A 24,555-nucleotide genomic window follows, 5' to 3' on the forward strand; every position below is an offset into this window, starting at 1 on the left:
AGATTAATTAAATATCTGCAAGTGCTTTGATGTGCGCTACCACACTACGTCCCACAGCAGAAAGGTTATAACCTCCCTCTAAACCACTCACAATGCGCCCTTGCGCATTGTCCTTCGCAATTTCTTGTAAGCGCTTTGTAATCCAAGCCTAGTCATTTTCCACTAGGCCCATCTGACCTAGATCATCCTCACGATGCGCATCAAAGCCTGCTGAAAGAATGATGAGCTCAGGCTCAAAATTGCGTAAAGCAGGTAACCAACGCTCCTCTACAATAGAACGCACCACATCACCACGATGTAGCTGCAGGCAATGGAATGTTTACCATATTCTCAGCATGATCTAAGCCACTATATGGGTAGAAAGGATGCTGAAAAAACTACACATCAGAACATTGGGGTCATTGAAAAATGCTGCCTCTGTGCCATTGCCGTGATGCAGATCAAAGTCAATAATCGCTACGCGATCAATATTGTAGGTTTCCATCGCATAACGAGCGGCAATCGCTACGTTATCAAACAAACAAAATCTCATTGAACGCGTTGGTTCTGCATGATGTCCAGGGGTCTGACCGCACAAAAGACATTTTCAACTTCCCCCTTCAATTACCGCATCAACGCCCGCGATTGCGGCACCAGCAGCTCTTAATGAAGCCCTATAGGTATGGGGATTCATAATCGTGTCACCATCGAGCATGAAGTAACCAGTTTCTGGCGCACGATCTCGAACAAAAGAAACATGATCTGGACTATGAACCAACTCCAGCTGATCCTCGCTCGTTAATGGTGCATCTAAATGATGCGAGAAGAGATCCATACCACTACGGATCAATTGATCATTGATCGCTTGAATGCGCTCGGGGCATTCTGGATGATGTGGCTTCCCATCTCGTGTTTTAGAAAGCCTGGATGAGTTATGTATCCTGTTGTCATTACCTAAATCCTCAATAGCAAATTTATAGTTTTTATAATCTAAACAAACATACTCAATGCTCGAACACCCAATCATTCACGCATGAGCCTTCGTATCACCTATATGCTTTTTGCCCTTGCGCTAGCAGAGTGCTTAAGCGCCCCCATTCAGTCAGCCCAATCGCAACAGCCCATCGTAAACCAGACCGATGATGCCGTCGCAGAAGCGCGTTTTAGACAAAACCTGAACGAACTACTGAGCCAGATCTCCCAGACCCAAAAAATATCCCTCCCTGCTCTAGAAACGGGCTTTCTAGATGCTAAAACGGTTCCTTCTATTCGTAAATTGGTATTACCCCCATCAGGTACCTTTAAAAAGAATTGGCTGGCGTATCGCAAGCGCTTCATAGAGCCAGTCCGACTCAAGGCTGGGAGGGTATTTTGGGATCAAAACCAGACCTTTCTGAGCCAAGTTGAGCAAGATTCAGGGGTCCCTGCCGAGATTATTGTGGCCATTATTGGTATCGAGACGATCTACGGACGCCAAACCGGTAATTTCAGGGTTAAAGATGTACTTTCAACCCTGGCCTTCAGCTACCCAGATACACCCAACAAAGCTGCACGCGAGCAACTCTTCAAAGACCAGCTCAAAGAACTCATCCTCCTATGCTGGACAGAAGCTGGGGGCAAATTGCCATCTCAGAATAGTATCGATAGTACTCGCTTTAACACCTGCTTAAATCAAAACAGCTCCTATGCTGGCGCCATTGGTCTTCCCCAATTTATGCCTGGAAGTATCCGCAACTATGCTGTTGATGGCGATGGGGACGGCCGAATTGATCTCAAGCAAAGTCCTAAAGATGCCATTGCAAGCGTGGCTAACTTCATGAAAAAACATGGTTGGCAAACAGGCATGCCGATTTCCTTCCCAGTTCAAGTCAACGCCGTAAGCGAGGCAAAGGCACTTGCTGACGGTGAACCGCAGCTGAAATACACGGTACAAGGGCTGATTGAAAAAGGCATTCTAACCAAGCAACAAGGGGATTTACAAAGTGGCGGTGTCGAGCCCCACAGCAAAGTTTTCATCGTTGATCTCCTTTATCTCGATAAGGACGGCTTAGACCAGGTGCAATATTTTGTAGGCTTAAATAATTTTCTGACGATTGTGCAATACAACCTTAGTTATTTCTATGCACAAAGCGTAGCTGAGTTTGCAGAAGCTTTGGGTTATAAAAATCAGAGCGTAGTTCCCGCAGAAAACTCAGCTAAGGCAAACTCGAGTCCAAAATCTTCGGAGCAAGCTAAACCAAAAAAGGTAAGCGCAAAGAAAAAACAAAAACCTAACTGATTCATAGGAATTAGTTAGACTGAAAAAACTCCAGTTGATAAGTAGCGGTCACCGCGATCGCAAACAATGAAGACGATCGTTGCATTCTCTACCTGACGAGCGATACGCAGAGCCGCCACAAAAGCACCGCCAGCAGAGAGATGCCCTCTTCGACCGCCAGGCGACGTGCCATCTCCTCGGTGTTAGCTTGCGATACATATTCAATCAGATCTACCTTGTCACCTTGATAACTCTTTAGCAAATACTCTGGGGCCCACTTCCGAATACCTGGAGAAATCATTGACAGCGCGGGTCGGTCTTTTACTGACCCGGCTGGGTTGTTACCCTCCAATTTACCCAAAATCACATTATTGCGATTCTCATTTTTTCGGCGACTTACTTCCGCACGCTCCGACTGATTGCGAGGATTAGCTTGATTACGAGAATTACGTCGGCTAGAAGACCCGTCCTCTTTTTTGGTCCGACCATTTGGCTCACGAAATGAGCTGGGAGCTTCAATTGTTAGACCGTTATCCATCATTTTCTCTACAGACTTCATGCCCATTCCACGTACGCGGTTTTGTAGATCATTGGCGTCTTGGAAATGACCGCCATCCAAGCGTGCGGCAATGATTGTTTTTGCCTTTGCTGGACCAATTCCTTTAATGCTTTCGAACTAGCAGTATTCACATGAATTGGCAATGCAGTCGCCATACCAAAACCAGACCCTAACAAAGATAGAGCTACTGTCGCTGCTCTCAATACATTCCATATCTTTTCTCCATCAGCAAACAAAAAATCCACGAACACAAAGTGTGCGTGGATCGTTTACAACGAGTGGATCAGAGTGAGGTTGACTTGTTTTTTAAGAAGACATTTGAATCAGTATCCTCTGATAAACCATTGAACTAATGCGTCAGCATAAATTGTGCAGCTCGTTTAATGAACTCCGGTTCAGTCTGGTCAAAATCATGATAGGCAAAGGATTCGCATACATTACCCTCACTTATTCCACCTTCAATCACTTCTAAACGAGAAATGGTATTTTGAGGTCTAGATGAGATGACACTCTCAGAAGCAGATGGTGGGGTGCCTGCACATTGGCCATTGGAGTGATGAATCGCCAGAACGGGTAACTTCACATCATCACTTACTCTTGCCGTGCGAACAGTGCCAGCAATAATGATCCCAGCCAGCGAATTGGTATCCATGCGATTAACAAAGTAGGTAGCCGTAGAAGTACCCATGCTATGGCCAAATATCCATACAGGAAGATTAAATTTTTTCCTATAAAACTCGACAACCTCACCTCCTCTAGTCTCTTGTCAGGTTTTCATCAAACCATGTACATTTTTAAGGGACGCACCGCCATCTTTTAAATTCAAGGCAGCGACGTTTATCATTGAATTCACTAAACCAGCTCTTCTTACCCTTAGCTTGGCTGAATAAGAAACCTTACCAACCAACATGCCGGTTAAAAAGTTAAATGCAATACTCGCTGAATACTCTAGAACCTCTCTCCATTCAAATAGAATGCGCGGTAAAACTGGGGATTGGTCAACTAAACTCGTTATCCAACTCATACTGATTGAGTATTGCCTGCCTCAGCAGCACCAGCCTTACTGGTGCCTTGAGCTTTTTGCTGATTTCTAAGAAGATCAGTCATCATTGCTCTAGAGATGAGAGGGGCTAATGCGAGCTGCGTCAAGCCATTTAACTCACCCGGAACCAATCCGTGAGTAGAAAACATAATGACTTTACGGTCTGATAGGTCCATTGAAGTGGCTTGCTTTACGCTAGCCTGCTTATGCAAAAAGATATGTGCATAGTACTCGGCATCCATCAACTTGAGAGCCGCTATTTTTTTACCTGCTCAGACTGCATCTCAAGTAAATGAATTGCTTTTCTGAGGGCGCGCTCGCTTTCAATCCATTGACCTTGGGAGGAATAATAAATACCTCGCGCACTCTCAAAATTCGACTCCAAAAAAGATCCATAATTTGAGAATCCACGAGATCTTCTAAGAGAATTTAAGGCATTTTCGAGGTCATGTAAAGTCTTTTTAGCAGCATCAAAATTACCTGAGTTGGCATAAAAAGTAGTTAGCAACCTTCCATTCCCATGGTGACTGGAGCACCAGTTAAATTGGGTAATGCAGATAACTGATATGCCTGCGCTTTCTGAATCAGGGTAATTGCCTTAGACTGCTTCCCTACAGAAGTTTCAAGCACACTTAAATTATTTAACTCCGTTAAATGAAAACGTGGATTGGTGGAGGGATATTGATTTACGGCTATTTCCAAGTTTTTTAGAGCTTCTCCAGCATCTCCGAGATCTTCGTACGCAGCCGAGAGCGCCTCGTATAAAAGTGATTCATCACCTCATTATCTTGTGATACTGGCAACGGGGTTGCCATTACTTTTTTGGCACGCTCGACGATGGCAAGATCAGGCTTAGTTTGCTCCACTAACTTCAGGATATCCTTAACATCCCTATGGGGCGCCTCAATATTTTCAATATTGATATCGTCCGCCGCAGAAGATGCAAGCGTTTCTGCCGACATGAGCACAATGTTGCAGCCCAGCAAAAAGGCTGGAATCATTAGTCACTTACGCATAGAAATCCCCCCAACAATATTTATTGTGGATATACTAGCTTAGTAATGAATGGGTTTTTGTAGATAATGCTACCTAGACCAGTTCTGATGGCATTACCTCAATCGACATCTGGACCCAACTTACAGTGGGTTTGCTAAAAAACTCGAATTAGCTTCTAACCACTCAATGTACCTTCCCACTCCCTGCTCTACATTCAGGAAAGGCTCTGTATATCCCGCAGCCCTCAGCTGAGTAAGGTCTGCTTGAGTAAAACACTGATACTTACCTCTGAGTGCGTCCGGAAAAGGTATGTACTCAATGGCCTTCTCTTTGACTAACTCTGCAAGTGTTGCTGATTGAGTGTTATCAAGCTTACGCATGGTGTTGGCCACTGCATACGCTACATCATTAAATGGTTGGGCTTTACCACTGCCTAAATTGAAAATGCCGCTAATTTCAGGATGATCCAAAAAGAATAAATTTACTTTAACTACATCTTCGACCGACACAAAATCACGGCTTTGCTCTCCTGGACCATAACCACCGTATTCGCCAAAGAGTTTTACGTGGCCGTTAGCCTTGTATTGGTGATACTGATGAAATGCCACTGAAGCCATGCGCCCTTTATGGGACTCCCGAGGACCATATACGTTGAAATAACGAAATCCGACAACTTGCGCAGTGTTTGCATTTTCAGTAAAACGTTTACGCATCACTTGATCAAATAAAAACTTTGAGTAGCCGTAGATATTGAGCGGCTTCTCATGCTCGCGGCTCTCTACGAAAACATCTGAGCCGCCATAGATAGCAGCAGAAGATGCGTAAAGCAATTGAACTTTCTGCTCAGTACAAATATCTAGTAAATCCATGGAGTAGCGGTAGTTATTCGCCATCATGAAAATACCATCAGTTTCCATCGTATCAGAGCAGGCCCCCTCATGAAATACCGCCTGCACTTTGCCAAAATGACCACTTCTAAATGCTTCTTGAAACTCCGCTTTATCAAGGTAGTCAATAATGTCTAAATCAGCGAGATTACGGTACTTGTCTGCAGGACGAAAATCATCTATCGCGATGATATTTTTTACGCCACGCGCATTGAGCGCTTGAACTATATTGGCACCAATAAATCCAGCTGCGCCGGTAACGATAATAGTCACTGCAATTCCTCTGAAGTTACGGTTGCAGTACCTAGCTTACCAACAACGATACCGCCTGCACGATTTGCAAGCGCCATTGCTTGTTCTAAAGGCCACTTCGCTGCTAAAGCCACAGCTAATGTTGCGATTACAGTATCACCAGCGCCCGATACATCAAATACTTCATGCGCTTGGGCATTCACATGACTAACGCCTTCATCGGTATAAAGGCTCATACCCTCTTCAGAGCGCGTTAAGAGCAAGGCTTGAAGATCGAAGGACTTTCTAAGGTCTTGTGCTTTTTTGGTCAAGTCTTCTTCACTAGTCCATTTACCAACTACCTGACGCAGTTCGCTACGATTCGGCGTAAGGACTGTTGCACCACGATACTTCTCATAGTCTTCGCCCTTAGGGTCAACTAAGATCATTTTGTTTTGTGCTCTAGCTTGCTCAATCATCTGCACCACCTGACCCAAAGCACCTTTACCGTAATCCGAAAGAATTACTACATCCGCAGCACTAAGTAACTTTTCAAAACGTTCCAATTTGTGAGCTAGCGCTTTATCACTAGGAGTTTCTTCGAAATCCAGGCGGATCAATTGTTGCTGACGAGCAATGACACGCAGCTTCACAATCGTCGGCACTTCAGCATCTATTTCTAGCTGGCTATCAACCCCACCTGCGTTCAGTAACTCAACGACTCGCTTACCAGACTCATCATTACCAACAGTGCCTAAGATAGTTGCATGAGCATCGAGAGCAGCTACATTACGTGCCACGTTAGCCGCACCGCCAAGACGTTCATCAATCTTGCTTACCTGCACTACAGGCACTGGTGCCTCTGGAGAGATACGATTCGTATCGCCAAACCAATAGCGATCGAGCATGACATCACCTACCACTAATAGGTGCGCTTTAGAAAACTGTTCTCGGTTGGCTTTTTCCATTTAAATACGTTTAGCTATTTCGTTATATTGAATGCTGCTTAATCTAATACCGCTTAATTATGTCGCCCAATACCATGGTACTCAATACCTAATTCTTGCATAAAGGCAGGCTCATAGAGATTACGGCCATCAAAAATGATGGGGCGCTTGAGTTTTTGCATTACTTGTTCAAAATCTGGACTTCTAAAAGCTTTCCATTCGGTCACTATGACCAAGGCATCAGCGTTATCCAATGCGCTCATGGGGTTATCAGTCATTAAGACTTTTTTAAGGCCATCTGGATTGCCTTTGAAGTCCACTTCTAGGGCATGCTGTGCTTCTGGCATGGCTACCGGATCATGCGCCACAATCTGGGCACCGCGTTTAATAAGCTCAGCAATAATTACGCGGCTTGGTGCTTCGCGCATATCGTCGGTATTCGGTTTAAAGGCTAAACCCCAGAGTGCAAACTTCATACCCTTGAGATCTTGACCGAACCTTTTTTCGATTTTGTTGACTAAGGTATATTTTTGCAGCTCATTGACTGCTTCCACCGCATCTAGAATCTTCAGATCTCGACCATGTTCCTTGGCAGTTTTTGATAAGGCTGAGACATCTTTAGGAAAGCATGAACCACCATAACCCGTCCCTGGATACAAGAATCCAAAACCAATGCGGGAATCGGAACCAATGCCTTCGCGTACCGCTTCAATATCAGCACCAACTAAATCTGCTAGATTAGCTAATTCGTTCATAAAAGAAATGCGCGTAGCCAGCATCGCATTAGCAGCATATTTGGTTAGTTCAGCACTTTTGACATCCATGTAATAAGTGCGCTCATGATGACGATTAAAAGGTGTATAAAGTTTACGCATTTGCTCTTTAGCCCTCTGCCCTGCTGGTGTATTGGCTGTGCCAATCACAATACGATCAGGTCGCATAAAGTCCTCAACAGCGGCACCCTCCTTCAGGAACTCTGGGTTCGAGACGACTGAACAGAGTTCTGGGGAAAGCTCCCTCTTATCCAATTCTTCAATAATGGCAGCAGCAACTTTATCTGCCGTTCCAACTGGAACGGTAGATTTATCAACAATGACTTTTGGGGTAGTCATATAACGCCCAATATTACGGGCAGCAGCAACAACATACTGCAAATCGGCCGAACCATCTTCATCAGGTGGTGTGCCTACAGCAATAAATTGAATATCGCCATGCGCAACGGAAGCTGCAATATCGGTAGAGAACTGTAGGCGCCCAGCTGCCATATTGTGCTCAATCATTTCTTTTAAACCTGGCTCATAAATGGGAACACCCCCAGAGTTCAGGATCTCGATCTTTTTGGGATCAACGTCTACGCAAAAAATATTATTGCCTTGCTCTGCAAGGCAAGCGCCTGTAACAAGTCCAACGTAACCACTACCGATGATGGTGACTTTCAATTTAGCTCCGACAGTTCTCTATTTAAATATTTCATTACACATTGGAATCATGACGATTTAGTTAATTTGTATCGAAGGACCGCTTGGAGCGGCACCCTCGCTACGTCTTGGGGAGTATGCCTCCCAATGAGTACATCCAGGGCACTGCCAGTAGAATCTTCTCGCTCTAAAGCCACAATTACCGCAAGTATAACGAGCTAAGCTGGTTGTCCGCTGGCGTAATAAATTCAGGATGGATTGCAACTCTGCTAGTCTTTCGGGATTAGCGCTTTCTCCCTCCAATGCAAGGCGAGTTTCAGCTAATTTAGATAAAGCAATTAAGGTTGGAGAATGTTGCATTACTTCTGACAACATTGCATTCGCGGCCTTTGGACCGCGAATTTTCATGAGATGTTTATGAACGATATCAAGCAATTCCCCGGAAGCTTGCGTCTTTAATAATTCACATAGACGATCTAAGCCCTCTTCCTCTTTGCTGATGGCTGTATGAGCCAACATCCAACGATCCGCTAATAAATGCATGTAGGTAGGATGAGAACTAGCGATCAACCCCCAAGCGTCAATGGCCTGCGCTGGCAGATCCATCGCCATCAGATAATCGCCCTGCAAAATCAAAGCACGGGCATGGTTGGGAACAGCCTGCAATGCACGCTGTATAGAAAGCTCAATCTCTACTAAGTCTTTACGACGCAATGCTTCTTGACCTAGTTCACAATGAAATTGGGCGATTTCAGTATGGTGCGATTTGCCCTGCAAGCCCTCAAGCTCGCTAGCAGCAATGATGGCTTTTTTCCAATCATGCTCAATTTGGTACATCTCCAGCAAACTCTCCTTTGCTGACTCTGCATACTTACCATTGCCAACTCGATTGAGAGATGCTTCAGCTCTATCAAGCAAACCGGCACGTAAAAAATCCCGGCCTAACTCATAGGCCGCATGATCGCGATCACGCGGCTTTAAATCATCTCGATTAGCTAAATGCTGATGAACACGTATAGCTCGCTCGGTCTCACCACGACGTCGGAATAAATTGCCTAATGAAAAATGAAGTTCTATGGTTTCAGGATCTAGTTGAGCAATTTTGACCAAAGTTTCAATTGCTTGATCAGGTTGCTCATTCAGCAGAAGACTTAAACTCTTAAAGGTCGAGCGCTGCTGACGCATCCGCTCACGTTCATCCATGCGGTTTTCAAGTCGTAAATCCCAGCGAGCGGCTAACCAGCCAATACCAAACATGACTGGTAATAGCAGTAACCAAGCGGTAGCTATCTGAATCATATTGTACAGAATTTAAATAAAAAAATGGCCCACTGAGGCTGAGCCTGAAACTTAGGCACCAGAACTCTCTTTGGGGCCCGCCTGCTTCAAAGGCTTGGAATCGACTCGTTCACGCAGCTCTTTGCCAGGCTTAAAGTGCGGAACACGTTTTTCTGGAATCAATACTTTCTCACCAGACTTCGGATTGCGTCCAGTACGCGCCGGACGATGATGAAGCACAAAACTTCCGACACCGCGCAATTCAATGCGCTTACCCTCAGCCAAAGCATGAGTCATTGTGTCTAGCAAGGTTTTTACAGCTAACTCCACATCCCTAGGCAGAAGCTGCGGAAATTGTTCCGCCAGGCACTCCACTAGTTCGGAGCGGGTAATCGCTAGTTGCTCTTGATCTGTCATGATCTATCAATAAAAAATTGCCACTCCCCTCATGGGAAGTGGCAATTTTGATTTAGCCTTGATTATCCAATTTTGCTTTTAACAAGGCGCCCAAATTAGTAGTGCCAGACTGGGCATCACCTTGGAGCTTGCTCATTGCATCTTGTTGATCAGAGCTATCTTTCGCTTTGATTGAAAGATTAATGACGCGTGACTTACGATCAATATTAATGATCATTGCAGTTACGCTATCGCCTTCTTTCAATACATTACGCGCATCTTCAACACGATCAGTTGAGATCTCGGAGGCGCGTAAATAAGCTTCAACTTCATCAGCCAAGTGAATAGCTGCACCCTTAGCATCAACAGCCTTCACAGTACCAGTAACAAGGCTACCCTTGTCGCTGACTGATATGTAGTTATTGAATGGATCACCGGACAATTGTTTGATGCCAAGAGAGATACGCTCTTTTTCAACATCAATTGCCAATACAGTGGCTTCAACTTCATCACCTTTTTTGTATTTCTTAACAGCTTCTTCGCCTGGCTCATTCCATGAAAGATCTGAGAGGTGAACCAAGCCGTCGATGCCGCCAGGCACGCCAATAAACACACCAAAGTCAGTAATAGACTTGATTGCGCCAGTTAACTTGTCGCCTTTTTGCTGTGCACGTGAAAACTCTTCCCATGGATTTGCTTTGCACTGCTTGATGCTCAAGCTAATACGACACCTGTCTTCATCAATATCCAGAACCATGACTTCAACTTCGGTTCCTAATGCAGTAGCTTTGCTTGGAGCCACGTTCTTGTTAGTCCAATCCATTTCAGAAACGTGTACCAAACCTTCGATACCTGATTCGATTTCTACGAATGCGCCGTAATCAGTCAAGTTAGTTACTTTGCCGAATAAACGGGTGTTCGGTGGATAACGACGAGCGATACCAACCCAAGGATCGTCACCCAATTGCTTCACGCCGAGTGAAACACGGTTTTTCTCTTGATCGAACTTCAAAATCTTTGCGGTAACTTCTTGACCAACAGTCAACATCTCGCTTGGGTGACGCACACGACGCCATGCCAAGTCAGTGATGTGCAAGAGACCATCGATACCACCGAGGTCAACGAATGCGCCGTAATCCGTGATGTTCTTAACGAGGCCAGTAACCACTGCACCCTCTTTAAGGTTAGACATCAACTTAGCACGCTCTTCACCTTGGCTAGCTTCAACAACCGCACGACGCGACAAGACTACGTTGTTACGTTTACGGTCAAGCTTGATAGCCTTGAACTCCATCGTCTTACCTTCGTACGAGCTGGTATCTTTGATTGGACGCGTATCAACAAGTGATCCAGGCAAGAATGCACGGATACCATTCACCATCACAGTCAAGCCACCTTTAACCTTACCAGTAACAGTACCGGTAACGATCTCAGCTTGTTCAAGCGCTTTTTCCAAGTTCATCCATGAAGCCAAGCGTTTAGCTTTGTCACGAGAGAGGATAGTGTCGCCATAGCCGTTCTCAAGAGCGTCAATAGCAACAGAAACGAAATCACCAGGAGCTACTTCAATCTCGCCAGCGTCGTTATGGAATTCTTCAACAGGAATAAACGCTTCAGACTTTAAGCCAGCGTTAACAACGATGAAGTTATGGTCGATTCGAAGAACTTCAGCTGAAATAACTTGGCCGGTCTTCATATTCGATCGGGTGAATGATTCTTCAAATAATTCTGCAAATGATTCAGACATGTGTATTCACTTTGTGTCGTCAGAAGACCTGACGGGTTAGGTTAAAAAAGTCTTAAAGAAACGCGCTAAAGAAAAAGTTGCGTTGTGGAGTGTCTTAAGACGCCAAAACTACTACTGATAACTCACTACTCAAACATACAAAACTAAGCAATCGCAGATTGATACCAATCTAAAACTGTCTTTACTGCTTGATCTATCGTTAAATTGGATGCTTCAAGCACTTTTGCACCATCTGCAACAAGTAGGGGGGCTGTACCTCGACTACTGTCTCTGGCATCGCGCTCCTGCAAATCTTGCAGCAAATCCTTTAGTCTAGCAGAAATCCCCTTAGCTATCAATTGCTTATAGCGTCGTTCAGCCCTAGCAGCGGCTGTCGCAGTCAAGAAAACCTTCAAAACTGCATCTGGGAAGATGACGCTGGCCATATCTCTACCATCAGCCACCAAGCCAGGCGTTTGACGAAAACTATGCTGTAGGTCAAACAAGGCTGATCTAACCTCCGCATAAATCGCCAAAGCCGATGCCCTCAGACCAATGTTTTCAGTGCGAATAGCATCAGTAACATCCTCGCCATCGAGGAAAATCTGACCATTCTTGAATGAAATCAATAACTTAGGAACTAAAAAGCCTAATTTTGTACTATTTTTGACCTCAACACCCTGCTTTGCACTAGCCAAAGCAACTAGTCGATAAAGCGCACCACTATCCAAGTAATGAAAGCCGAGCTGTTGAGCCACTAAGGAGGCGACAGTTCCCTTGCCTGAGGCAGTGGGTCCATCAATAGCGATGACTGGTGGCAGACTCATTTAAGTAATCCCTAAGGGGGATAAGTTAACTCACCACTTTCGCAAATTCTGCAAAGTAAGTGGGGAATGTTTTGGCAACACAATTAGGATCATTGATCTTCAGTGCATTCGGGCCAAAAGCAGCGAGGGAAAAGCACATCGCCATTCGATGGTCATCATAGGTATCAATGCCTTCAGCTGGTGACTTCCAATTCATCAATGATATGGGTGATTGAACAACAATGCAATCGGCACCCTCTGCAACAATGGCGCCAACTTTTTTTAATTCTTTTGCCATAGCCGCAATGCGATCTGTCTCTTTAACTCGCCAGCTTGCAACATGATTTAAGCGGGTTGGTCCCTCGGCAAATAATGCCACAACTGCAAGTGTCATTGCTACATCTGGAATTTCAGTGCAATCAACCGTGATGCCATTGAGTTTGCCGTTAGCATTCTTTACGCCATCCACTTCAATCCAATCTTCTCCCACAGTAATGTTGGCGCCCATGAGCGCAAGAGCATCAGCCAATGCTACATCACCCTGGATACTATCCCTGCCAACACCCACAACCTTTACAGGACCCCCTCCAATCGCCCCCAACGCCAAGAAATAAGAGGCAGATGAAGCATCGCCTTCGACAGATAATTGGCCTTGGCGCTTATAAACAGCATCAGAAGTTTTTGCAGGAATAACAAATGATTGTTGATCAGGACGAGTGACATTAACACCAAAGCGCGCCATGAGCTTCAGGGTGATATCAATGTACGGACGAGAAATTAATTTTCCTATCACTTCAATTCGAACTGGCTCTTTTGCCACTAAGGGCAAAGCCATTAGTAATGCAGTTAAAAATTGGCTTGATACATCACCGCGGACCTTAACAACATCTTTTATTTGAATCTCAGCTGCCGATATTTGGATTGGTGGATAACCTTGAACCAATTCGTACTCGATCTTGGCGCCTACTTGACGCAAACCATCAACCAAATCCCGAATTGGTCTCTCATGCATGCGGGCAACTCCAGACAAGCGATAGTTACCGCCTTGCATCGCTAGGGCAGCAGTAAGCGGACGAATCGCAGTACCCGCATTACCCATAAAAAGATCCGCTTCACTAACAGGGAATTGGCCACCACACCCCTCTACAACACAAACATTGTTTGCTTGATCGGTAACCGTTAAACCCAATTGACGTAATGCCGTACGCATGACCTGGGTGTCATCGGCATCGAGCAAATTCTTCAAAGTAGTAGCGCCGGAAGACAATGCTGCAAGCAATAGGGCGCGATTTGAAATGCTTTTTGAACCTGGCAAAAAGATTGAGCCTTGCGCTTGCTTAAATGGTCCTATGGTGATGTCATGCAAAGCACCCATCAAAGTACATCCAAATCTTGGCGTGCTTTACTAGCTTTATTAAATAATTTCTCTAAACCAGGACCATCATTTTCAGCAATGAATTTGCGCACGTGATTAACGATTAATAAGTATTGATCTAGTTCTTTGAGAACTGCAGCCCTGTTACCCAAGCAAATATCACGCCACATCTCTGGACTTGATGCAGCAATTCGCGTGAAGTCTTTGAAGCCTGCACCCACATGACTCAGTTTTTGCTCTGCATCTTCAGAGATCACAATGCTAGCCATGAAAGCATAAGACAAGATGTGCGGTAAATGAGAGACTGCAGCATAAATGGCATCGTGCTGAACAACACCAATCTTTTTGACCTCTGAACCAACCGTTTCCCAGAAACCAGTAATCAAAGCGGTATCTTCAGAAGAGTTTTCTTGTAAAGGGCAAATAATCGTCTGCTTGCCCTGAAATAAATCTGCCTTAGCAGCAGAAGCACCATGTTGCGCACCACCCGCAATCGGATGCGCAGGGACAAATTGACAGGCTTTTTTACCTAAGGCTTCTTTGGCAGCCAAGATCACATCGCCTTTAGTACTACCCGCATCTGTAATCATGGTGCGAGGCTTTAGATTTGGCTCAATCACTTCAAATGCAGCACGCATCTGAGCAACCGGTATGCAAAGCACAATGACATCAGATTGTTTAGCTGCCTCAACCAAATCCACTACACCATCTATCGCACCCATTTTCTGGGCTTGCTCTAAATTTTCTGGGCTTCGACCAACACCCAATACCTTACCTACAACCTCAGCTTTTTTAAGTGCTAAACCTAAGGATACACCAATTAGACCAACGCCCACAATGGCGACAGTACCGTAATTGCTTACTGGATTCATAATGGTCATTCTTTTTTTAAACTTTTATTCCTGAGCCAGGATTACTTTTAATGCATCGATAAATGCTGAATTCTGTTCTGGCAAGCCAATAGAAATTCTGAGCCACTGAGGCAAGCCTTAGTTTCCTACTGATCGAACAATAATCCCGCGCTTTAGCAACTCTAGGTTAATGCGTGCGCCTGCTTGTTCATCCTCGCCTACTTTAACTAAAACAAAATTTCCGGCGGATGGCAGATATTCTAAACCCAGCGCATCAAAGGCATTAGTCAATTGCACATAGCCTGCACGGTTTAATTCAAAGCCCTACTGTAAGAATGCCTGATCCTGAAAAGCAGCAATTGCAGCCGCCTGCGTCAGGCTATTTACATTAAAGGGCTGACGAATACGGTTAAGTAAATCAGTTACATGTGGTTGGGCAACACCATAGCCAATTCGTAAACCAGCCAACCCATAAGCCTTTGAGAACCTACGTGACAAAATCAGATTGGGGAAACGCTTCACCCAAGCAATGGCATCGTAACGTTGCTCAGGAGAGAGGTATTCGTTGTCAGCCTCATCCAGAACAACAACTACATTTAACAGAAGCGCTACTAAAAAATCTTCAATCTCTTTAGCGGTGCGATAACTCCCTGTAGGATTATTTGGATTTGCAACGAATACCAACTTTGCGTTATCGCCAGAAGCTTTAATTGCTGCCAACATTGCAGGAGTGTCATTCCCATAGGTAGATGCTGCAGCCACCTCAATCGCTTTAGCACCAACAGCCTGCGTTGCCAGCGGATAAACAGCAAATGCATGCTTAGAAAAACTCACTTCATCACCAGCGTGTGCAACTGCACTGGCAGCCAACTCCAAAATATCATTACCTAAAGTAATCCAATCGGTTGGAACACCTAAACGGCTAGCCAAAACATTCTTCAATTCAAATCTATTGGAATCTGGGTAACGGCCAAAATCACTATTAGCCTTAAGCATCGCATCTTGCGCAGACATTGGTATACCCAATGGGTTTTCATTTGAAGCTAACTGCACAATCTTGTTTTCCTCTAAACCGTATTCCCGCGCAACCGTCACTAATAGGACGGCCTCCGACATAGGGAGCATTCGCTTGAATATGTTTGAGGCCGATCTTAGATGTCATGTGATTTTGCTAGTGTGATAACGAATTGTGTGCTGAAACTTTTATTCGATTAAGCAGAATGTGGATAAGAGCCTAAGTTTTTATAAAAAGCAGCAACACTCTTTAGGTCATCAAGCGCCTCTAATACCTTAGCATCATCAGCATGACCAGCAATATCGATATAAAAGTGATACTCCCAAGTCCCCTTACGTGCAGGTCGAGATTCAAAGCGTTGCATAGAAACACCATGTTTTGCCAAAGGGGCTAACAAGCGATACACAGCTCCAGGGTGGTTATCAACCGAGAGGACTAAAGATGTTTGATCTTTGCCGGTAGGCTGGCATGCATAGTCTCCAACCACAACAAAACGAGTACGGTTGTGTGGGTCATCCTGAATTTGCGCAGCTACTGCTTGTAATCCATATGCCTCTTGCGCAGGATCTCCTGCGATAGCCGCCAAACTTGAGTCATGTGCTGCTAGACGAGCAGCCTCTGCATTACTGCTGACAGCTTGACGCTTGAGTTGGGGAGCATGCACGCTTAACCATTGTTGACATTGAGCCAAAGCCTGAGCGTGTGCGCAGACCGTAGTAACACCATCTAGATCTCCGCTCTTAGTCAATAGATGGTGGCGAATTGGCAGTACAACTTCACCGCTTATACGCATCGAAGAATCAAGCAATAAGTCTAAAGTGCGCGAGATCGCACCTTCACTGGAGTTTTCTACGGGTACCACACCAAATTGTGCTGCACCCTTTTCTACCGCTCTGAACACCTCATCCAAACTTGCACAAGGCAGGCCGACAATCGAGTGCCCAAAGTAAGTTTGTGCTGCTTGCTCAGAAAAGGTTCCGACTGGCCCAAGGAAGGCAATGGTTTGCCGCGCCTCTAATGCACGGCATGCAGACATCACTTCACGCCAGATAGCTACAATCCCATCCGGCAATAAAGGGCCCTGATTGATTTCTTGTAAACGCGCAACAACTTGATGCTCACGCTCAGGGCGAAATACTGGTGATGCAAAACCACTCTTTACATATCCAACCTCTTGTGCAGCTTTTGCACGCTGCGTCAGTAAATCCAAGATCTGGGCATCTAAGGCATCAATTTTTTCCCTTAAGGGAGCTAAGCGCTGTTCTTCAGTACTCATTAAGCCCGCCTTTCAAAGTCACGCATAAATTCAACTAAGGCTTGTACGCCTTCAATCGACATGGCGTTATAAATGCTGGCACGCATTCCACCCGCCGCTTTATGACCCCGCAATCCCACCAGACCAGCAGCGTTCGATTGAGTCAAAAATTCTGCGTTCAGCAGGCTCTCATCTTTTAAGAAAAAGGTCACGTTCATACGCGAACGATATTCTTTAGTAACGCGATTCTCATACAAACTACTTTGATCCAAGAAGTTGTAAAGCAAATCCGCCTTTTCTTGATTGCGCTTTTCAATCACTTTCACACCACCCTGCCCGAGCAACCACTTAAAGCCAAGACCAGCCATGTAGATAGAAAACGTAGGCGGAGTATTAATCATCGATTGGGTATTTGCTTGGACAGCCCAATCCCAAATTAATGGAGTGATGTCCATGCTGTGACCTATTAAATCTTTGCGAACAATCACAATTGTTACACCAGACGGACCAATATTCTTCTGTACACCACCAAACCAAACAGCACATCGATTCACATCCATCTCTTTAGAGAGAATGTTGCTAGAAATATCGGCGACCAAAGGAACATCGCCAACCTCGGGGACATCTGGAAATTCAACTCCACCAATTGTCTCATTGGCACAATAAAGAACATAGGCAGCATCACTCGATAACTTCCAAGTATTTCTGGCAGGAATTGTATTGAACTTTTCAACGGCAGAAGATGCAACTAAATTTGCCGTGCCGTACTTCTGCGCCTCTTGAAATGATTTTTCTGACCAAACACCAGTCACAATGTAATCTGCCTTTGGTCCATTTTTAGCCAAAGGCATCAAGTTCATTGGTATGGCTGCATTTTGCCCAAGACCACCGCCCTGCAAAAGCAGGATTTCATATGAGTCCGGAATATTCATCAATGTACGAAGGTCTTGAATGACCTTTTCATACACTTCCATAAACTCTTTGCTACGGTGACTAATTTCCATCACGCTGGTGCCAAGTCCATGGCAATTGAGCATTTCATCAGCGGCCTGCTTCAAAACCTCTTCGGGCAAAGTAGCAGGCCCCGCAGCGAAATTAAAGATGCGGCGGTCAAATGTCATGATGTTTACAAGTCGAGTGTGGTGACGCCTTAAGCGTCGCCTGCCGCATCAGAATTGGCATCGGCTGTTGGAGCAGCGTTAGGCATATCGCCTTCATCCTCAACATCGCCCGCGTCATCGGAATCGCTTTCAGCAATACGCTGCAGACCAGAAAGTCGTGTACCTGCATCTACGTTGATCAAAGTAACGCCCTGGGTCGCACGACCCATTTCACGAATTTCAGAGACACGTGTACGAACTAGTACGCCACCAATGGTGATCAACATAATTTGATCTTCTGGGGATACTAGTGCAGCAGCAACCACTTTACCGTTCCGGTCTGACGTCTGAATCGCAATCATGCCTTTGGTACCACGACCATGACGGGTATATTCAATCATTGGCGTACGTTTCCCGTAACCATTTTCAGTTGCAGTCAACACGCTACTTGGAATAGCAACGCCATTCGCAGCTACAACCGCAGCCTCAGCGCCTTCAGCAGGAGCCACCAACATAGCAATTACCTGATGGCCTTCACCAAGATTCATACCGCGTACACCACGGGCAGTTCGGCCCATCGGACGAACATCATTCTCATCAAAGCGGACCGCTTTTCCTGCATCAGAGAACAACATCACATCATGCTGACCGTCTGTAATCGCCGCACCGACCAAGAAATCGTTTTCGTTTAAGTCAACCGCAATAATGCCGGCCTTACGTGGATTAGAGAAGTCAGATAACCGCGTCTTCTTCACGGTACCTAAGCTAGTGGCCATAAACACATAGTGGTCGTCTTGGTAACCCTTAATCGGCAGAATCACAGTAATCTTCTCCCCCTCAATCAGGGGGAACATATTTACAATAGGCTTACCACGCGATGTGCGGCTTCCTTGCGGAACTTCCCATACTTTGAGCCAGTACATGCGGCCTCGATCAGAGAAGCACAGAATCGTGTCATGGGTGTTAGCCACGAATAGGGTGTCAATCCAATCCTCAGCTTTTGTTGCAGCAGCTTGTTTGCCACGACCGCCGCGTTTTTGCGCGCGATATTCGCTCAGCGGCTGGCTCTTCATGTAACCGGTATGTGAGAGTGTCACCACCATATCTTGTGGCGTAATCAAATCTTCCGTGAAAAGTTCAGCTGCATTCATTTCAATAAATGAACGACGACCTGTATCACCGCCCGCAATACCAAACTCCGATTGTACTTCTTTTAATTCAGATTCCATCACTTGAGTGACACGCTCTGGATTTGCTAGCAAATCAAGTAAGTCAGAAATTTCTGCCATGACTTCTTTGTATTCATTAACGATCTTGTCTTGCTCAAGGCCAGTCAAACGTTGCAAGCGCATCTGCAAAATTTCTTGCGTCTGACTATCAGAGAGACGATATAAGCCAGCAGTTTGCATGCCGTATTCAGGTAACAATCCTTCTGGACGATAAGCGTTGCGGCCACCAGGTGTATCGGTCTCAGCCCGCGCTAACATCTCGCGCACCATCGATGAGTCCCAAGCTTTACCCATTAATTCTTGCTTAGCAAGCACTGGGTTCGCAGCCGCTTTGATAATCGCAATAAATTCATCAATATTTGCTAACGCAACCGCTAATCCTTCTAATACGTGCCCACGATCACGCGTCTTACGTAGGTCAAAAATGGTACGACGTGTAACAACCTCACGTCGATGTTGCAGGAAATACTCAAGCATTTGCTTGAGATTTAACAGGCGTGGCTGGTGATCAACCAAAGCCACCATGTTCATACTAAAGTTATCTTGTAGTTGAGTGCTCTTGTACAAGTTATTGAGAACAACTTCTGGCACTTCTCCGCGCTTGAGTTCAATCACGACACGCATGCCAGATTTATCCGATTCATCACGTAAATCAGAAATGCCTTCTACTTTTTTTTCATTCACTAACTCGGCAATACGTTCGAGCAAGTTCTTCTTATTAACCTGATATGGCAACTCATCAACGATGATGGCTTGACGGGCACCTTTATCCAAATCTTCAAAGTGAGTTTTGGCACGCATTACCACTCGCCCGCGACCAGTACGGTAGCCCTCGCGAACGCCCTGAACCCCGTAAATAATCCCGGCGGTTGGGAAATCCGGAGCCGGAATTAGCTCAATCAGCTCATCAATCGTGCATTCAGGGTTGTGAAGTACATGTAAACAGGCTGAAACCACCTCATCCAGGTTATGGGGAGGGATATTAGTTGCCATGCCTACAGCAATGCCAGAACTGCCATTAATCAGCAAATTAGGCATTTTGGCAGGCAGAATCAGGGGCTCTTTCTCGCTGCCATCGTAATTTGGACCAAAATCGACTGTTTCCTCATCCAAATCAACCAAAAGCTCATGGGCGATCTTACGAAGGCGAATCTCGGTATACCGCATTGCAGCAGCGTTATCGCCGTCTACGGAGCCAAAGTTACCCTGCCCGTCAATCAGCATATAGCGTAGAGAGAAGTCCTGTGTCATTCGAACAATCGTGTCATACACCGCAGAATCACCGTGCGGATGGTATTTACCGATTACATCGCCAACTATACGGGCAGATTTTTTATAAGCTCGGTTCCAATCGTTGTTTAATTCATACATTGCAAATAAGACCCGGCGGTGAACCGGTTTGAGGCCGTCACGCACGTCTGGCAGGGCTCTGCCGACGATGACGCTCATTGCGTAGTCCAAATAGGACCGCCGCATTTCGTCTTCGAGGGATATGGATAGTGTTTCTTTAGCGGCTTGTTCCATTTAGAAATAATATCATTTTGATGACAGGTAGGCCCTATGCTAAAATTCTGTCAGTGTGTACGAAATTGAGATGTGTCGCTTTGCAGTTTTTGCATCAAAGTAGGGCGAATTACATTTAAGTTTGGCTTTAATTAAAAAAGAGATTTTTGAGGACTAAAAATGAACAAAACCCTAAAAGTGTTGCTGGCTTCTGTTATCACCGTTTCTGCTGCTTCTGCTCAAACCGTTGACAACTGGGTAAACGGCGACGGTACTTTGAATTGGAAAAACGGCGATGGCACATTGTGCTGGCGCGTCAACAACTGGACACCGGCAACTGCGTTCAAAGGTTGTGACGGTGCTCTAGTACCTGCGGCTCCTGTTTCTGGTGTTAGCCAAAGCAAAATCACTTTGCAAGCTGACACACTTTATGATTTTGACAAAGCAACATTGAAGCCAGAAGGCATGGCTACTTTGGACAAGATTGCTCGTGATTTGAGCAAGATCAAGTTGGAAGTCATCATCGCTGTTGGTAACACTGACAGCATCGGCACAGATGCATACAACATGGCCCTCGGTCAGCGTCGTGCGCAATCTGTTAAGACTTACCTCGTAAGCAAGGGTGTTGACGGAAGCCGTATCTACACAGAATCTAAAGGCAAGAGCAATCCAGTTGCATCAAACGCAAATGCTGAAAGCCGCGCTAAGAACCGCCGTACTGACATCGAAGTTGTTGGTACAGCAGCTAAGTAATTCGCTTTACTTGTACAAAAGCCCGCTTCAAGCGGGCTTTTGTATTTCCGTTATATTCATAAACTTCTTTCATAGCCTTACCCAAAACCCCCTCTTATGAACGTCGACCAGTCCGAAATCGCCAAATTTAGCGCCCTAGCCCATCGCTGGTGGGATCCGAATAGCGAATTCAAACCCCTAAATGCCATCAACCCGCTTCGACTGGGTTGGATCAAATCATTTGTCAATCTAGAGGGCAAAAAGGTAGTGGATATTGGTTGCGGCGGCGGCATCCTTGCAGAATCGATCGCGCATTCAGGCGGAGATACAACTGGTATCGACCTCTCTGAAAAAGCACTTAAAGTTGCAGAATTACATGCACTCGAAGTAGGCGCAAATCTCACATATCGCGCGATTTCAGCAGAGGCACTCGCAGAAGAACAACCAGAACAATATGATGTAGTGACTTGCATGGAGATGCTAGAACATGTGCCTGACCCTGCGTCAATCGTGAGAGCCTGTGCCAAATTGTGTAAACCAGGCGGGACTTTATTTTTTAGTACATTAAATCGCAATCCAAAGTCCCACTTATTTGCGATTATTGGCGCAGAGTACATCCTCAAACTGCTTCCTCAAGGCACCCATGAGTACGCTAAATTCATCAAACCCTCTGAACTGGTTGCCTTGACCCGTCATGCAAATTTAGAGATGCTAGGCATGAACGGCTTAAGCTACAACCCTATTACTCAGGTATATGGCCTAAGCGATGACGTGGATGTGAATTACATGATCGCAGTGCGAAAGTGAGTCAAAACGTGAGCGACTCTCTCGAGTCGAGCCCATACGCAGGCATCTTTTTTGCTTTGGATGGGACATTAGCTGATACTGCTCCAGATTTAGTGGCAGCAACCAATCAATTACTCATTACGCGCCATTTAGAGCTCAAGCCTTATGAATTTCTGCAACCTTAAGCTTTCAGCCGACGCAAGGGGATTGCTCGCAGACGCTTTCGGAATCAGTCCAGATCATGCAGATTTCCCCATTCTACGTGATGAGTTTTTCAGCAATTATGAGAAAGCTTTGTTAGTAGAAAGCAGATTATTTGATGGAATTGACCACTTGCTTGTCCAAATGGACCATGCAAATCTTCTCCGGGGAATCATTACCAACAAAAGTGAGCGTTTTACTAAGACCCATTACGAAGTTAATGGGTCTTCACCAGCGAGCCGTCTCCACTGTTCAAACCACACCCAGAGCCCATTTTGCATGCAGCAAGAGCTTCGAATATCAATTCTACACAATCAATCTATGTTTGGCAATGACATCAGAGACATTTTGGCGGGCAACGCAGCAGGAATGAAGACCGTTGCAGCAGCCTATGGTTACTGTCGCTGTAAAGGAGCCTCCAGAGGCTTGGGGAGCGGATTACATCATCAATAACCCCCTTCCGCCGACTTATTACAAATCATTTTTCCCAGCAGGGTTTAAAAAGATATTCAGCAATTTAAGGTTAGCAGCTTTAAAATAGATTCTTCCTATGTATGAACTCCGGGGTCGACATGGTTTCGACGTGGATTACAAAGCATCAAGGGCATACCGAGGACCCGTTATCTCGTAAATCAATGGGAATGTAATAACTGCTAACGACGAACGTTACGCACTAGCCGCTTAATTGCGGTTGCCCCTGAACTGATTCTCTCTTGGGTCAGGTAGCGCAAGCTACATCAGGGTCATATACAAGAGATAAGACTATTTTGCGTCACGAAAAATAGTACGAAAACTTGGTGAATCGTCAGTGAGAAACGTGTCAATCCGTGACTAACTGATTAAATCGAACGATATGACTAAGTATGTAGAACTTGTTGTGGAGGATTTGCGGACGCGGGTTCGATTCCCGCCGACTCCACCATTTAAAGCAAGCCCCTCTGATTTTTGGAGGGGTTTTGTTTTTTATCGAACACCCAAACGCCAAAGAGCAGTAACTTCCTTCGATCGTGCAGAATGCAAAGCATCCGCCTTATCAAAAACTTTTTGATGTGTAGGCTTAGTATCTAAACGTGCAATCACCTTTAAGCCCGCTTGCACAATCCAATCTTCAAGCACTTCTCTCGAGCGCCACCCCAAATACTCCGCTAGATCAGCGAGAATTAGCTAACCCTCACCTTGCGGTAGCAGATGATCTTTAAGTCCCCTTAAAAAACCCTTCAGCATTTGACTATCAGGGTCATACACGGCACGCTCCAAAGAGGAACTTGGTCTTCTGGCAGGCAACCACGGCGGATTACAAACTATCAGAGCGGCTTTACTTGCAGGAAAAAGATCGGTTTTACTGACTTCAATCTGCTGACTCAAACCCAATCGATCAATATTTTTTTGTACACAAGCTATTGCTCGATCATCTAAATCCGTCGCAATGATTTTTCCAACCTCGCGCATCGCTAAAACAATCGACAAAACCCCCGTACCGACACCGATATCGAAAGCAATTGAATTATTTTGTAACGCTGCAGGCAGGGCGCCTTTAATACGAGCTCGATATATTCACCACGGATAGGCGAAAAAACTCCATAGCGCGGATGAACCCGAATCTCCTCATCGTCTCTAGTGAGAACTTGAACGCCAGTCTTACGCCATTCATGGGCACTGATAATACCTAGCAGATTGAGCAAGTCGGTGCAAATTAAATACATCAAGAGGGCTTCTGTTTTTTTCTTTTTCAAGCGCATGAGCTCGGGAAGATTTTTTTGAAGACCTATCCACCATCCTGGCTAAAGCCTGCAATAGCTTGCCGTGCATTCTGAAAAGCTCCCCTGTAAAAAAGCATCGCTGTACCCTCACACGCCAATCAATAGGCGATATCAGCAGTTAAGGTATCGTCAGCAATCAGAATCTTTTTGTGGGACGCAATCCCGTTTTCTAAATGCCACTTAGCCTTGGCCGCCCTCTTCCCACTGCAGCCAGGTATCTTGATTC

The 24,555-nt window shown here is 45.4% G+C and carries 22 protein-coding genes, 1 other RNA gene and 5 pseudogenes; 6 read left to right on the top strand and 22 right to left on the bottom strand.

What is annotated here, in order from left to right; translation table 11 throughout:
• Window positions 1–148: 148 nt before the first annotated feature.
• A pseudogene (locus DXE31_RS01160) lies at window positions 149–1,006 on the bottom strand (arginase family protein).
• 6 nt (window positions 1,007–1,012) lie between these two features.
• Here DXE31_RS01160 and DXE31_RS01165 point away from each other — a divergent pair.
• A complete protein-coding gene (locus DXE31_RS01165; protein WP_114697524.1) occupies window positions 1,013–2,257 on the top strand; it encodes a lytic murein transglycosylase in 1,245 nt (414 codons plus the stop codon).
• 14 nt (window positions 2,258–2,271) lie between these two features.
• On the opposite strand, the pseudogene DXE31_RS09675 reads toward DXE31_RS01165, so the two are convergent.
• The 20 genes and pseudogenes from DXE31_RS09675 to gyrA form a co-directional block, all read right to left on the bottom strand.
• Window positions 2,272–2,552: pseudogene (locus DXE31_RS09675) on the bottom strand (cysteine synthase B); the annotation flags it as partial.
• Window positions 2,553–3,144: 592 nt separating this feature from the next.
• Window positions 3,145–3,483, bottom strand: coding sequence for a hypothetical protein (locus DXE31_RS01180; RefSeq protein WP_114697525.1), 339 nt, complete (start codon window positions 3,481–3,483; stop codon window positions 3,145–3,147).
• Between the two features lie 78 nt (window positions 3,484–3,561).
• A complete protein-coding gene (locus tag DXE31_RS01185) occupies window positions 3,562–3,819 on the bottom strand; it encodes a hypothetical protein (RefSeq protein WP_114697526.1) in 258 nt (85 codons plus the stop codon).
• Complete coding sequence (locus tag DXE31_RS01190) at window positions 3,816–4,079, bottom strand: hypothetical protein (RefSeq protein WP_114697527.1); 264 nt, start codon at window positions 4,077–4,079, stop codon at window positions 3,816–3,818. The genes DXE31_RS01185 and DXE31_RS01190 overlap by 4 nt, the downstream gene beginning before the upstream one ends.
• Before the next feature lie 14 nt (window positions 4,080–4,093).
• A complete protein-coding gene (locus DXE31_RS10820; RefSeq protein ID WP_114697528.1) occupies window positions 4,094–4,345 on the bottom strand; it encodes a hypothetical protein in 252 nt (83 codons plus the stop codon).
• Window positions 4,339–4,539: a hypothetical protein gene (locus tag DXE31_RS09680; RefSeq protein WP_162785510.1), complete on the bottom strand. Its 201-nt coding sequence runs from the start codon at window positions 4,537–4,539 to the stop codon at window positions 4,339–4,341. Before DXE31_RS09680 ends, DXE31_RS10820 begins: the two co-directional genes overlap by 7 nt.
• Window positions 4,540–4,544: 5 nt before the next feature.
• A complete protein-coding gene (locus DXE31_RS01200) occupies window positions 4,545–4,838 on the bottom strand; it encodes a hypothetical protein (RefSeq protein WP_114697529.1) in 294 nt (97 codons plus the stop codon).
• 135 nt (window positions 4,839–4,973) lie between these two features.
• Entirely contained in the window at window positions 4,974–5,993 is a 1,020-nt protein-coding gene (gene rfaD / locus DXE31_RS01205) for an ADP-glyceromanno-heptose 6-epimerase (protein WP_114697530.1), read from the bottom strand.
• Window positions 5,990–6,919: a D-glycero-beta-D-manno-heptose-7-phosphate kinase gene (rfaE1, locus tag DXE31_RS01210; RefSeq protein WP_114697531.1), complete on the bottom strand. Its 930-nt coding sequence runs from the start codon at window positions 6,917–6,919 to the stop codon at window positions 5,990–5,992. Before rfaE1 ends, rfaD begins: the two co-directional genes overlap by 4 nt.
• A gap of 53 nt (window positions 6,920–6,972) precedes the next feature.
• Window positions 6,973–8,337 carry a UDP-glucose dehydrogenase family protein gene (locus DXE31_RS01215; protein ID WP_114697532.1) on the bottom strand — a complete coding sequence of 455 codons (1,365 nt, stop codon included), beginning with the start codon at window positions 8,335–8,337 and terminating at the stop codon, window positions 6,973–6,975.
• A 57-nt stretch (window positions 8,338–8,394) separates the two neighbouring features.
• A complete protein-coding gene (lapB, locus tag DXE31_RS01220; RefSeq protein ID WP_114697533.1) occupies window positions 8,395–9,615 on the bottom strand; it encodes a lipopolysaccharide assembly protein LapB in 1,221 nt (406 codons plus the stop codon).
• Between the two features lie 57 nt (window positions 9,616–9,672).
• A pseudogene (locus DXE31_RS01225) lies at window positions 9,673–10,011 on the bottom strand (integration host factor subunit beta); the annotation flags it as partial.
• Window positions 10,012–10,063: 52 nt separating this feature from the next.
• Window positions 10,064–11,737, bottom strand: a complete 1,674-nt coding sequence (gene rpsA, locus DXE31_RS01230; protein WP_114697535.1) for a 30S ribosomal protein S1 — start codon at window positions 11,735–11,737, stop codon at window positions 10,064–10,066.
• 143 nt (window positions 11,738–11,880) lie between these two features.
• Window positions 11,881–12,543, bottom strand: a complete 663-nt coding sequence (cmk, locus tag DXE31_RS01235) for a (d)CMP kinase (protein ID WP_114697536.1) — start codon at window positions 12,541–12,543, stop codon at window positions 11,881–11,883.
• Window positions 12,544–12,568: 25 nt separating this feature from the next.
• Window positions 12,569–13,888, bottom strand: coding sequence for a 3-phosphoshikimate 1-carboxyvinyltransferase (gene aroA / locus DXE31_RS01240; protein WP_114698610.1), 1,320 nt, complete (start codon window positions 13,886–13,888; stop codon window positions 12,569–12,571).
• A gap of 8 nt (window positions 13,889–13,896) precedes the next feature.
• A complete protein-coding gene (locus DXE31_RS01245; RefSeq protein WP_114697537.1) occupies window positions 13,897–14,778 on the bottom strand; it encodes a prephenate dehydrogenase in 882 nt (293 codons plus the stop codon).
• A 15-nt stretch (window positions 14,779–14,793) separates the two neighbouring features.
• Window positions 14,794–15,910, bottom strand: a pseudogene (gene hisC / locus DXE31_RS01250) (histidinol-phosphate transaminase).
• A gap of 49 nt (window positions 15,911–15,959) precedes the next feature.
• Window positions 15,960–17,039 carry a prephenate dehydratase gene (pheA, locus tag DXE31_RS01255; protein WP_114697538.1) on the bottom strand — a complete coding sequence of 360 codons (1,080 nt, stop codon included), beginning with the start codon at window positions 17,037–17,039 and terminating at the stop codon, window positions 15,960–15,962.
• Window positions 17,039–18,139, bottom strand: coding sequence for a 3-phosphoserine/phosphohydroxythreonine transaminase (gene serC, locus DXE31_RS01260; RefSeq protein WP_114697539.1), 1,101 nt, complete (start codon window positions 18,137–18,139; stop codon window positions 17,039–17,041). Before serC ends, pheA begins: the two co-directional genes overlap by 1 nt.
• Before the next feature lie 29 nt (window positions 18,140–18,168).
• Complete coding sequence (gene gyrA, locus DXE31_RS01265) at window positions 18,169–20,871, bottom strand: DNA gyrase subunit A (protein ID WP_114697540.1); 2,703 nt, start codon at window positions 20,869–20,871, stop codon at window positions 18,169–18,171.
• 159 nt (window positions 20,872–21,030) lie between these two features.
• Between gyrA and ompA the strand changes: the two genes are divergently transcribed.
• The 5 genes from ompA (at window position 21,031) to ssrA (ending at window position 23,491) form a co-directional block, all read left to right on the top strand.
• The gene (gene ompA / locus DXE31_RS11900; protein ID WP_114697541.1) at window positions 21,031–21,603 is read left to right on the top strand and encodes an outer membrane protein OmpA; all 573 of its coding nucleotides are present in this window, start codon (window positions 21,031–21,033) and stop codon (window positions 21,601–21,603) included.
• A 96-nt stretch (window positions 21,604–21,699) separates the two neighbouring features.
• Window positions 21,700–22,389, top strand: coding sequence for a bifunctional 2-polyprenyl-6-hydroxyphenol methylase/3-demethylubiquinol 3-O-methyltransferase UbiG (gene ubiG, locus DXE31_RS01275; RefSeq protein WP_114697542.1), 690 nt, complete (start codon window positions 21,700–21,702; stop codon window positions 22,387–22,389).
• 8 nt (window positions 22,390–22,397) lie between these two features.
• Window positions 22,398–22,553 carry a hypothetical protein gene (locus tag DXE31_RS09685; RefSeq protein ID WP_231969246.1) on the top strand — a complete coding sequence of 52 codons (156 nt, stop codon included), beginning with the start codon at window positions 22,398–22,400 and terminating at the stop codon, window positions 22,551–22,553.
• A gap of 22 nt (window positions 22,554–22,575) precedes the next feature.
• Window positions 22,576–23,022, top strand: a complete 447-nt coding sequence (locus tag DXE31_RS01280) for an HAD family hydrolase (RefSeq protein ID WP_162785512.1) — start codon at window positions 22,576–22,578, stop codon at window positions 23,020–23,022.
• Window positions 23,023–23,132: 110 nt separating this feature from the next.
• Window positions 23,133–23,491: a transfer-messenger RNA gene (ssrA, locus tag DXE31_RS01285) on the top strand.
• A gap of 41 nt (window positions 23,492–23,532) precedes the next feature.
• On the opposite strand, the pseudogene DXE31_RS01290 reads toward ssrA, so the two are convergent.
• Window positions 23,533–24,553, bottom strand: a pseudogene (locus DXE31_RS01290) (50S ribosomal protein L11 methyltransferase).
• Window positions 24,554–24,555: the final 2 nt, after the last annotated feature.

Origin of the sequence: Polynucleobacter necessarius, assembly GCF_900095185.1 — a bacterium.
GTDB lineage: Bacteria > Pseudomonadota > Gammaproteobacteria > Burkholderiales > Burkholderiaceae > Polynucleobacter.

Excerpts from the sequence above, each read along its gene's own strand:
- DXE31_RS01190 (WP_114697527.1), bottom strand. The coding sequence starts at position 4,079 with ATGGATGCCGAGTACTATGCACATATCTTTTTGCATAAGCAGGCTAGC.
- DXE31_RS01185 (WP_114697526.1), bottom strand. The coding sequence starts at position 3,819 with ATGAGTTGGATAACGAGTTTAGTTGACCAATCCCCAGTTTTACCGCGC.
- ompA (WP_114697541.1), top strand. The coding sequence starts at position 21,031 with ATGAACAAAACCCTAAAAGTGTTGCTGGCTTCTGTTATCACCGTTTCT.
- DXE31_RS01245 (WP_114697537.1), bottom strand. The coding sequence starts at position 14,778 with ATGACCATTATGAATCCAGTAAGCAATTACGGTACTGTCGCCATTGTG.
- DXE31_RS01200 (WP_114697529.1), bottom strand. The coding sequence starts at position 4,838 with ATGATTCCAGCCTTTTTGCTGGGCTGCAACATTGTGCTCATGTCGGCA.
- pheA (WP_114697538.1), bottom strand. The coding sequence starts at position 17,039 with ATGAGTACTGAAGAACAGCGCTTAGCTCCCTTAAGGGAAAAAATTGAT.
- lapB (WP_114697533.1), bottom strand. The coding sequence starts at position 9,615 with ATGATTCAGATAGCTACCGCTTGGTTACTGCTATTACCAGTCATGTTT.
- gyrA (WP_114697540.1), bottom strand. The coding sequence starts at position 20,871 with ATGGAACAAGCCGCTAAAGAAACACTATCCATATCCCTCGAAGACGAA.
- DXE31_RS01180 (WP_114697525.1), bottom strand. The coding sequence starts at position 3,483 with ATGGGTACTTCTACGGCTACCTACTTTGTTAATCGCATGGATACCAAT.
- rpsA (WP_114697535.1), bottom strand. The coding sequence starts at position 11,737 with ATGTCTGAATCATTTGCAGAATTATTTGAAGAATCATTCACCCGATCG.
- cmk (WP_114697536.1), bottom strand. The coding sequence starts at position 12,543 with ATGAGTCTGCCACCAGTCATCGCTATTGATGGACCCACTGCCTCAGGC.
- rfaE1 (WP_114697531.1), bottom strand. The coding sequence starts at position 6,919 with ATGGAAAAAGCCAACCGAGAACAGTTTTCTAAAGCGCACCTATTAGTG.
- DXE31_RS01165 (WP_114697524.1), top strand. The coding sequence starts at position 1,013 with ATGAGCCTTCGTATCACCTATATGCTTTTTGCCCTTGCGCTAGCAGAG.
- serC (WP_114697539.1), bottom strand. The coding sequence starts at position 18,139 with ATGACATTTGACCGCCGCATCTTTAATTTCGCTGCGGGGCCTGCTACT.
- ubiG (WP_114697542.1), top strand. The coding sequence starts at position 21,700 with ATGAACGTCGACCAGTCCGAAATCGCCAAATTTAGCGCCCTAGCCCAT.